This is a genomic window from Novosphingobium sp. (assembly GCF_031417815.1).
Taxonomy (GTDB): Bacteria; Pseudomonadota; Alphaproteobacteria; order Sphingomonadales; family Sphingomonadaceae; genus Novosphingobium.
The window spans coordinates 1-9,496 of the sequence record NZ_JANOWI010000051.1; the positions used below are offsets into that span (position 1 = coordinate 1).

The following is a 9,496-nucleotide window of genomic DNA, read 5'->3' on the forward strand; positions in this document are numbered from 1 at the left end:
GCCCCGGTGGCAGAGATGTTGCGGATCGTCCCTTGATAGTGCTGCCCGCCGTGATCGAGCACAATTTTGCGCAGCATGGTGTGGCGGTTGGCGCGGGCCGCGCGTGGGCCCATCGCAATCGCGGTCAGTCCGGTCTGCAACCGGGTGACTGCATCGTCGAAGCTTAGCGGCTTGGCGTAGATATATCCCTGGACATGGCTGCAGCCGAGCATGCGGACCAGATCAAGCTCGTCCAGCGTTTCGACGCCTTCAGCCGTGGTTTCCATACCCAGCGCTTCGGCCAGGCTGACAATCGAGGCGATGATCGCGCCGTTACGGCTGCCGGTGATGGTCGCGCCGCGCACAAAACTCTGATCGATCTTGATCTTGTCGAACGGCGCTTTCTTGAGATAACCGAGCGAGGAATAGCCGGTTCCGAAATCATCGAGCGAAAGGCGCACGCCCACGCGTTTGAGCGCAGCGAACATGGCATCAGTGCCCTCGTCATCGTTCAGGAACACGCTTTCGGTGATTTCCAGTTCGAGCCGCGCGGGGTTAACCTGTGCCGAGGCAAGGGCGTTGGTGATGATCGCGGGCAGCGCCGGATTGGAGAATTGCAGCGGCGACACGTTGACCGCGACGCGCACCGACTCGGGCAGCTTGGCCAGATCGTGGCAGGCGGTGCGCAGTGCCCATTCGCCGATCTGGGCGATCAGACCCGAATCCTCGGCAATCGGGATGAACTTGGCCGGTGAAATCGGCCCGCGGGTCGGGTGGGTCCAGCGCAGTAGCGCCTCGAACCCGGTGATCCGTTCGGTCGAGGTGTGGACCACCGGCTGATAAAACAGTCGAAGCCCGCCTTGCGCCAGTGCGTCGCGCAGATCCTGTTCAAGCTGACGGCGCTCTTCAGCATCGGTGTGCAGGTCTGCCGCGTAGAAATGGTGGCGCCCGCGTCCGCCATCCTTGGCGGCATAAAGCGCCAGATCGGCATTGCGGATGATCGCCTCGGCAGTCACCCCGTCATCGGGCGAAAGCGCCACCCCCATCGATGCGCCGATCACCACACGGTGGCCGTCGATCGAATAGGGTTCGGACAGATCACGAATGACCCGCGTGGCCAGCTGGGCCAGGTCTTCGCGGCGGTGGCGGCCAGGCAGGATGACCTGGAATTCATCACCGCCAAGGCGTCCGACCCGGCCGTATTGACCGACCGACCGCTCAAGGCGGCTGGCCACCTGGGTCAGCAAGGTGTCACCGGCGGGGTGGCCCATGGTATCGTTTACCTGCTTGAACCGATCGAGATCGAGCAGGAACACCGCGCAGGCGCGATGCTCAAGGTTGGGCGCGGCGAGGATCTTCTCGAGCGTCTGCGATGTCTGCAGGCGATTGGCGAGGCCGGTCAGCGAATCGTAATGCGCCAGCCGCGAGGCGTTCTCTTGCGAACGCCGCTTTTCGGTCAGATCGTTGCCGGACCCTCGAAAACCGAGGAAATTGCCGAAGGGATCATACAGCGGGCGTCCGCTGATCGACCACCAGCGTTCCTCGCCCTGGGCGGCGGCGCGCATCGCAACATCGCCGAACGCCGAGCGCGCGCTGAGATGGAACGACAAAGTACGTTCGTTTTCCTGGCCTTGCTGATTTTCGTCGAACAGTTCGGCAATCGGTCGGCCCAGCAGGCTGTCGCTGTGGCGGCCAAGCGCCTCGCCGATCGGCGGCGAGACATAGACAAGATGTCCGCGCCGATCGGTTTCCCAAAACCAGCCTTGCCCGGTCTGTTCGAAATCGTGGAGGATTTCCTCGGCCCGCAATTGCGTGCGCTGGCGTTCGCTGTCCTTGAATTCGGCGTCACGGTCGGCGCGTGCCTGGCGCACGGTGGTGTAAACCCCCACGGCCATGCCCGCAGCCAGCGCCATGAATGCACCGCGTGATCCGGTAACTGCGGCTACGCCCAGCCACAACGCAACCTGCGACGTGATGATGCTGGCAATCTTGCGGTTGAGGATGATCGTAGCGAGCGCACCGACGATCACCAGGATCCCGATCGCATCCGCCCAGCGCGCGCCGCTGAATTCGGTCCATCGCCCGATCCCCAGCCCGAACAGCAGCATCGGTAGCCCGCAAACCGCCGTTGCCAGCGCGGCACGTCGGCTGGAATCGTCCAGCCGGGTCCGCTCCAGCTTGGTGGCTTTGGGCGTGAACGCGGCGCTGGCCATGGCTGCACCCAGCATCAGGAGCGTGCTTGTCGGTGGCAGCGACAGGGTAATCGCACCCATCAACATCGAGGCCAGGACATAGACCGGGGCCATCAGCTGCCAGTTCGGCTCGATCGTTTCCTTGAGCCCGCCGCGGCTGGTTCTGCCGCGCTTGGTCTTGGCCAGATTGTGCAGGTTTGCGTGCGGTTTGGCCGTGCGGACAAGCTCCGCAACCGGGCGCAGCGGTGCCTCCGCGCGATCATCATGCGCGTCAGGTTGCTCTTCGGCCGCCAATGCCGGTCGTACTGACATGACCCTCTCATGCCACCCAAGCGCTTGCATAAGTGTTAAATTTACCAATCTTTCGCTAGAGATCGCGTGCAATTCCGCTGCCGAGAGAGCCGCGCTTGCAATGATTTGAGGCCAAGGGCATGGTCCGCGCCAAGCAATAACAGGCATCGGGGTGAAGGCATGGCCAAAGGCGAAACGACGCTCGAGAACGAGGCGGCCCAATCGACGACGGCGCTTGGCCCGCTGGTTGGCCTGGCGCGCGAGGACTTTGTCGGCGCGGTGGCGCTGCTGCTGCGCGAAACGGCAACCGATCCCGCACGCACCGTCCGGCACATGACGAGCTTCGGCGATGACCTGGTCCAGATCCTTTCCGGCAAGAGCGCGCTGGCACCCGATCCCAAGGACAAGCGGTTCAAGGACCCGGCCTGGCAGTACAACCCGTTCTTCCGCGCCGGCGCGCAGTATTATCTCGCGGTGCAGAAGGGAATGAAGTCATGGCTCGAAGACCTTGACCTTGACGATCTGGAGCGCGACCGGGCCAATTTTATCTCGAACATCATCATCGACGGGCTGGCCCCTACCAACAGCCTGATTGGCAATCCGACTGCGCAAAAGCGGGTGATCGACAGCGGCGGGCTGAGCCTGATCAAGGGCCTGAAAAACGCCTATGATGACATGGTCAACAACCATGGCATGGTCTCGATGGTAGACAAGAAGCCGTTCAAGCTGGGCGAGAACATCGCCACATCGAAAGGCGCGGTGGTCTACCGCGATGCGATGTTCGAACTGATCCACTATGCGCCGACCACGGACGAGGTTTACGCGATCCCGCAGCTGACAATTCCGCCGCAGATCAACAAGATGTACATCAATGACCTGAGCCCCGAAAAATCTGTGGTCAAATGGCAGGTCGACAACGGCATCCAGTGTTTCGTCATCTCGTGGAAGAACCCGGTCAAGGAGGAAGGGGTCTGGGGGATGGACGAATACATCGCCAGCTGCATGAAAGCGGTCGATCTGGTTTGCGAGATTTCCGGCGCGCCGCGCGTCAACATTTCCAGCGCCTGTTCAGGCGGGCAGACCGGCTCGATCCTGGCCAGCAAGATGGCGGCGGCGGGCGACAAACGGCTGGGCGCGCTGACCTATATGGTCACCGTGCTCCACCCCAAGCAGAACGATATCGAAGCCGGATCGCTGATGACCGCCAATGGCCTTGAACTGGCCAAGAAGCGCGCCGCCAAGGCCGGGGTCATCAAGGGCAACGATCTGGCCCGCGGCTTCGCCTGGCTGCGTCCCAATGACCTGATCTGGAACTATGTGATCAACAACTACTTGATGGGCGATGATCCGCCAGCCTTCGACGTGCTGTTCTGGAATGCCGATGCCACCAACCTTTCGGCCAGCCTGATGGGTGATTTCCTGCATCTGTTCGAAACGCTGGCCTTCACCAAGCAGGGCGCGGTGACTATGGCGGATCATCCGATCGACCTCAGCAAGGTGACCAGCGACCTGTTCATCCTGGGCGGCACCACCGATCACATCACCCCGTGGCGGGCCTGCTATCGTTCGACCCAGCTGTTCGGATCGAAAGATGTCACCTTCGTGCTCAGCCAGGCCGGCCACATGCAGGCGATCCTCAACCCGCCGGGCAATCCCAAGGCCAAGTATTATGTGTCGAAAAAGCCGGGTCATCCGGCGGCGGACGTTGACGAATGGCTGAAGGGGACCGAAGAAGTAGCCGGAAGCTGGTGGCCCTACTGGATGGCATGGCTGCAAGCGCGGGCGGGCAAGAAAGTGACGGCTCCGGCCAAACTGGGCAGTAAGAAGCACCCGCCGATGGAAGCGGCGCCCGGTCTCTACGTTCTCGAACAATGCTGAGGAATATCCATTTCGTGAGCAATGACATTACCGCCGAATTCTCGATGGAACAGGTCGGCGGGCGCACCTTGCGCGTCGCGCGCTGGCGCTGGGACCAGCCCAGTGAGCACGTGCCGATCCTGTTCTTCAACGGCATTGGCGCCAATATCGAAGCGGTAGCCCCGCTGGCCGAGGCGCTGACCGAACGGCCATTCATCATGTTCGATATGCCGGGCGTTGGCGGCAGCCCCGAACCGCTGGTCCCCTACAATCCCTTCACCATGAGCTGGACTGCCAACGAGCTGCTCAAACGCTTCGATGCGCCGCTGGTCGATGTGATGGGCATATCCTGGGGCGGCGCGATGGCGCAGCATTTCACCCTGCAGCACGGCGATCACGTGCGCCGCCTGGTGCTGGCAGCAACCACTGCGGGGATGATCATGGTGCCGGGCAATCCCGCCGCGCTGACCAAGATGGCCAACCCGCGCCGCTATGTCGACGCTGCTTTCATGGAGGAGCATTTTCGCACGCTCTACGGCGGGCTGACCGGCGGCAAGGCTGAACATATCAACCGCCTGACCCCGCCCACCCCGCGCGGCTACGTCTATCAGCTGCTGTGCATGATGGGCTGGACCAGCATGCCGGCGCTGCCGTTCCTCAAAAAGGAAACCCTGATCATGATGGGCGATGAGGACCAGATCGTCCCGCCAATCAACGGCCGGTTGCTGGAAAGCCTGATCCCCAACAGCCGGTTGGAGATCTTCGAGCAAGGCGGGCACCTGTTCATGCTGACTCACCGCGAACAGACGATCTCGTCGCTGCGCGGGTTTCTGGGTGCACCGGACCGGCAAGGCAAGAAGGCAGCCTAACCGTATGCGCCACGTCGCGATCATCGGTTCGGGCCCCGCAGGCTACTACACCGCCGAGGCCGCGCAGAAGCAGTGGGGCGATGATGTGCGGGTTGATATCTTCGATATGCTGCCGGTGCCATATGGCCTGATCCGCACCGGAGTGGCACCCGATCACCAGTCGATCAAGGGCGTCTCGCGGCGTTATGAAACTACCGCGCAGCTCGATAACGTGCGCTTCGTCGGCAATGTCATGATCGGCGAGGATGTGACCGTGGCCGAACTGCAAGGGCTGTACGACGCCGTGGTGCTGGCCACCGGCGCGCCCAACGATCGCCCGGCCGGCATTCCCGGCGAAGGACTGGGCAACGTCTTCGGCAGCGCGGCCTTCGTTGGCTGGTACAACGGCCACCCGCAGTTCGCGAAGCTCAACCCGGACCTCTCCGGCAAGCACGCCGTGGTGATCGGCAACGGCAATGTCGCGCTCGACGTGGCGCGGATCCTGACCAAGACCGCGGGCGAATTTACCGGCAGCGATATCGTCGGCCACGCGCTTCATGCGCTGGCCAAATCGCATGTCGAACAGGTTACGATCCTGGGCCGGCGCGGCCCGCACCAGATCGCGATGACGCCCAAGGAACTGGGCGAACTGGGCCACCTTGAACGCGCCTGCCCGCGCGTCGATCCCGCCGATCTTCCCGAGGAAGGCGAAGACCTGTTCCTTGAGCCCGGCCAGCGCAAATCGGTCACCCACTTGCGCAGCTTTGCCGCCATCCCCGAAGCGTTCCGCGCTGACAAGCCGGTCGAGATCGCGTTTGATTTCTTCGCCAGCCCCAAGGCAATCCTTGGCGAAGGTCAGGTAAGCGGCGTGGAGGTGGAACGCACCGCACTGGACAGCAACGGCCGCGCCAGTGGCACCGGCGAAACCTACGTTGTGCCTGCCAGCCTTGTCATCACCTGTATCGGCTACAAATCGAGCCCGATCCCGGGCGTCCCCTTCGAGGAAAGCGCCGGGCGCTTCGCCAACGCCGAAGGCCGGATCCTGCCGGGGCTGTACTGCGTCGGCTGGGCCCGGCGCGGGCCATCGGGCACGATCGGCACCAACCGCCCCGACGGCTTCAGTGTGGTCGAACGGATCGCCGAGGATATCGGCGCTGGCACCGGCAAGCACGGCCGCGCCGGGTTCGACAAGCTGGCCGAAGAGCGCAAACTCGACGTGGTCACGTTCCGCGACTGGAAGAAGATCGAGGAAGCCGAAGCCGCCCGCGCCCGCGACGGTGCGCCGCGCGAAAAGTTTGTCGATGTAGCCGAAATGATCAGGGCACGAGGGGAATAATGGAAACCCCACCGCTTCAACAAATTTTCATGCCAAAGTTCCTTGAGGCAGCCGGTCCTGTCCTCGGAGGCAAGCGACTAGTCCACTACACCAGCGCAGAGGCATTGTTCTCAGTGCTAAAGTCTCGCAGATGGAGGCTTCGGAACGCACGGCTGATGAATGATTTCTCCGAAATCCAGCACGGTCTTAGCTGCTTGCAGATGGCATGGAATACTGAATCGGGTGAATCGTTGAGGACGTGGATCGATGATCTTTGGCCTCAAATGAGCAAGGAACTTGAAAGACTTTTTGATGGTCACGCCTTCAACATACAAAACAGAACGTTTATTACTTCTTTGTCAGAGCACGACGATGACGAGGATATATTTGGAAGACTGTCGATGTGGCGAGCATATGGCGGTCGATCTGGCGTCGCAGTAGTGCTAAATCCAACAATATTCTCAAGTGAAACGGATAAAATGGCGGTTTCGTCAGCGCCCGTTTTATACCAAACGCCTGATGAATTTACAAAATGGTTTACGCAGTGGGTCAGAAATCTGGAGGAAAACACCGAAATACTTCGGAGTTTGAATTTCGAAGACGCGAAGGGGTGGATGTTTCATTGCTTTCGAATGTTCTGTCTCTGCATCAAACATCCCGGATTCAGGGAAGAAAAGGAGTGGCGTGTATTTCACACGCCTGAGATCGACGGGCTTTCGAAATGGGTGAATTCCAAAATTGAAGTCATTGGAGGGCTTCCTCAAGAGATAGTCGAACTTTCCTTGGAAGATGACGTAAAGTTGGAGGTAGTTGGAGTAGCGCCCAACTCATTGATCGAGAGAGTGATTATTGGCCCTTGCGAGTCGCCAATGACATTGCACTTTGCTTTGCTTTCAGCGTTGAAGGACGCGGGAGTGAGTGAGCCCGAAAAAAGGATCTCGGCTTCGCTGATTCCGTTGAGAAGCTAAGCCATCGGATCGTGCGCGGATTCAATGCAACCCCTTGCCCCAACCCCCAGTCCATGATTTAATCGCCCGGTTAAAGTCGCGCGCACAAGAGTCGCGGCATTCCGGAGAGAGCCCATGGCAACCTACGATCTGATCATCCGCAATGGCACCATCGTCGATGGCACCGGCGAAGCACGGTTCACTGGCGATGTTGCCGTCAAGGACGGGCTGATCGCTGCGGTCGGCACGGTCCACGGTGATGCGACGCAGGAAATCGACGCTGCGGGCAAGGTCGTTTCGCCGGGCTGGGTCGATGTCCACACACATTACGATGGCCAGGCGACCTGGGATGCCGAAATGGCGCCGTCCAGCTGGCACGGGGTGACCACGGTGGTGATGGGCAATTGCGGGGTCGGCTTTGCCCCCGCCGCGCCCGATCGGCACAAGTGGCTGATCGAACTGATGGAAGGGGTGGAAGACATCCCCGGCACCGCGCTGGCTGAGGGCATGAAGTGGAACTGGGAAACCTTCCCCGAATACCTCGACGCGCTGGAAGAAATGCCGCGCAGCGTCGATGTCGGCACCCACGTGCCGCACGGCGCGGTGCGCGCCTATGTGCTGGGCGACCGCGAACGGCCCGGCGCGATCCCCACCACCGACGATATCGCCAGGATGGCCGACATTGTCGAGGAAGGCGTGCGCGCCGGGGCCTTGGGCTTTTCGACCAGCCGCACCGTGCTGCACCGCTCGATCAATGGCGAAGTGGTGCCCGGCACCACCGCCACCAAGGAAGAACTGATCGAGATCGGCCGGGCGATGGGCCGGGTCGGCCACGGGGTGTTCGAAATGGCCAGCGACATGCGCCGCGAATGGGACGAATTTGGCTGGATGGGCGCGCTCAGCCGCGAAACCGGCCTGCCCTGCACCTTTGCTGCGCTGCAATCGATCGCCAAGGAACAGTCGCTCGACGAGCAGATCGCCAACATGCGCGCCGAGAACGATAACGGCGCCAACATCGTCGCCCAGATTGCGCTGCGCGGCAACGGCATCGTCATGGCCTGGCAAGGGACGGTCCACCCGTTCCGGCTCAAGCCCAGCTATCAGGCGATCGCCGAATTGCCGTGGGAGGAGCAGAAAGCCAAGCTGCTCGATTCCGCCTTCAGGGCACAGGTCCTGTCCGAAACCAGCGACTATTCCGAGGTCAACCAGGACATCATCGGGCTGATCCAGGTGGTCTGCTGCGGCTGGACCATGCAGTTCGAAATGGGGCCTGCGTTTAACTATGAACCCCAGGCCGATGAAAGTGTGGCTGCACGCGCCGCAGCTGCGGGCAAGACGGGCGATGAATATGCTTATGATCTGCTGTGCGAAAACGACGGCAAGGGCTTCATCTACCTGCCGATCCTCAACTATGCCGATGGCAATCTCGATTTCCTCGAGGCGCTGCAGAACAGCGACGATTGCGTCAATTCGCTGAGCGACGGCGGCGCGCATTGCGGCACGATCTGCGATGCCGCCAGCCCGACCTTCATGCTTGAACATTGGGTGAAGAACCGCAAGCGCGGCACGATCACGCTCGAAAACGCGGTGAAGCGCCAGTGCAACGATACCGCGCGGCTTTACGGCCTGCACGATCGTGGCGTGCTCGCACCGGGTTATCTCGCCGATATCAACGTGATCGATATGGACGCGATCAAGCTGGGCAAGCCGTGGCTGGCGTTTGATCTGCCGGCGGGCGGCAAGCGCCTGCTGCAGAAGGCCGAAGGCTATGACTGCACGATCAAGGGCGGCGTGGTCACCTTCCAGAACGGCACCTGGACCGGTGCCACCCCCGGCGGTCTGATCCGCGGCCCGCAAATGGCAGCGATGCTCGAAGCGGCGGAATAAAAATTTAAGGTTCGCTCCAACCTGCTCCCCTCCCCGCCGGGGGGGGGGTGGGGGGGGGGGGGCGTCGAAATCGGTGAAGGGCAGCCAGTGGGGGGGGCGACCCCCCCCCCACCCCCCCCCCCCGGGGCTGGGGGTTGTTTAGGGGCAGGAAAATTTACAAACCGTTGATTTGTTTGGGGG

At 61.6% G+C, this 9,496-nt stretch carries 6 protein-coding genes; 5 read left to right on the plus strand and 1 reads right to left on the minus strand.

Features of this window, described 5'->3' with window-relative positions:
• A partial coding sequence (locus RMN99_RS13290) for an EAL domain-containing protein (RefSeq protein ID WP_309623805.1) occupies window positions 1-2,483 on the minus strand: 2,483 nt, incomplete at its 3' end.
• A 159-nt stretch (window positions 2,484-2,642) separates the two neighbouring features.
• Here RMN99_RS13290 and RMN99_RS13295 point away from each other — a divergent pair.
• The 5 genes from RMN99_RS13295 to RMN99_RS13315 all read left to right on the plus strand — a co-directional run bounded on the left by RMN99_RS13295 (window position 2,643) and on the right by RMN99_RS13315 (window position 9,316).
• Window positions 2,643-4,340, plus strand: a complete 1,698-nt coding sequence (locus RMN99_RS13295) for an alpha/beta fold hydrolase (protein WP_309623806.1) — start codon at window positions 2,643-2,645, stop codon at window positions 4,338-4,340.
• A 14-nt stretch (window positions 4,341-4,354) separates the two neighbouring features.
• Window positions 4,355-5,188, plus strand: a complete 834-nt coding sequence (locus tag RMN99_RS13300) for an alpha/beta fold hydrolase (RefSeq protein WP_309623807.1) — start codon at window positions 4,355-4,357, stop codon at window positions 5,186-5,188.
• Window positions 5,189-5,192: 4 nt separating this feature from the next.
• Window positions 5,193-6,503: an FAD-dependent oxidoreductase gene (locus tag RMN99_RS13305; RefSeq protein ID WP_309623808.1), complete on the plus strand. Its 1,311-nt coding sequence runs from the start codon at window positions 5,193-5,195 to the stop codon at window positions 6,501-6,503.
• Window positions 6,504-6,658: 155 nt separating this feature from the next.
• On the plus strand, window positions 6,659-7,450 hold the full coding sequence (locus RMN99_RS13310; RefSeq protein ID WP_309623809.1) for a DUF2971 domain-containing protein: 792 nt from the start codon (window positions 6,659-6,661) through the stop codon (window positions 7,448-7,450).
• Between the two features lie 114 nt (window positions 7,451-7,564).
• Window positions 7,565-9,316, plus strand: coding sequence for a D-aminoacylase (locus tag RMN99_RS13315; RefSeq protein WP_309623810.1), 1,752 nt, complete (start codon window positions 7,565-7,567; stop codon window positions 9,314-9,316).
• Window positions 9,317-9,496 lie beyond the last annotated feature (180 nt).

Excerpts from the sequence above, each read along its gene's own strand:
- RMN99_RS13295 (WP_309623806.1), top strand. The coding sequence starts at position 2,643 with ATGGCCAAAGGCGAAACGACGCTCGAGAACGAGGCGGCCCAATCGACG.
- RMN99_RS13305 (WP_309623808.1), top strand. The coding sequence starts at position 5,193 with ATGCGCCACGTCGCGATCATCGGTTCGGGCCCCGCAGGCTACTACACC.
- RMN99_RS13310 (WP_309623809.1), top strand. The coding sequence starts at position 6,659 with ATGAATGATTTCTCCGAAATCCAGCACGGTCTTAGCTGCTTGCAGATG.
- RMN99_RS13315 (WP_309623810.1), top strand. The coding sequence starts at position 7,565 with ATGGCAACCTACGATCTGATCATCCGCAATGGCACCATCGTCGATGGC.